This is a genomic window from Salinimicrobium oceani (assembly GCF_012037645.1).
The window spans coordinates 1-370 of the sequence record NZ_JAAVJR010001036.1 but is presented as its reverse complement, the minus strand read 5'-3'; the positions used below and the strand labels follow the sequence as shown (position 1 = coordinate 370).

The window sequence follows — 370 nt, the reverse complement described above, 5'->3', positions numbered from 1 at the left end:
GAGTACATTTTTGCAGTAGAAGTACATGGCAATGATGATCCCAATGGCAGCACCGTGACTTGCGAGCCCGCGGAAACCTGTAAATTGAAATTCAGGCTCAAAACGTACGGGCAGGAAGATCTCCAGTAAATGGTCCTGGAAGTAATCCCAATCATAAAAGATCACATGACCCAGCCTCGCGCCAATAAGAGTGGCGAGTACAGTATAAATAAACAGGGAATCCAGTTTCTCCAGAGACACTCCCTCACGTTCATAGATGCTTTTCATCAACTACCAACCCAGGGTGAAGGCGACGACGAACATTAAGCTATAATAATGGATAACGAAAAATCCCAGATCGATTCCTTCGGAAGGATTCCAGTAGATCTTA

Annotated in this window: 1 pseudogene; it reads right to left on the bottom strand. The window is 44.9% G+C overall.

Annotated elements, in window-relative coordinates:
* A pseudogene (locus HC175_RS20655) lies at positions 1-366 on the bottom strand (prolipoprotein diacylglyceryl transferase); the annotation flags it as partial.
* Between the last annotated feature and the right edge of the window lie 4 nt (positions 367-370).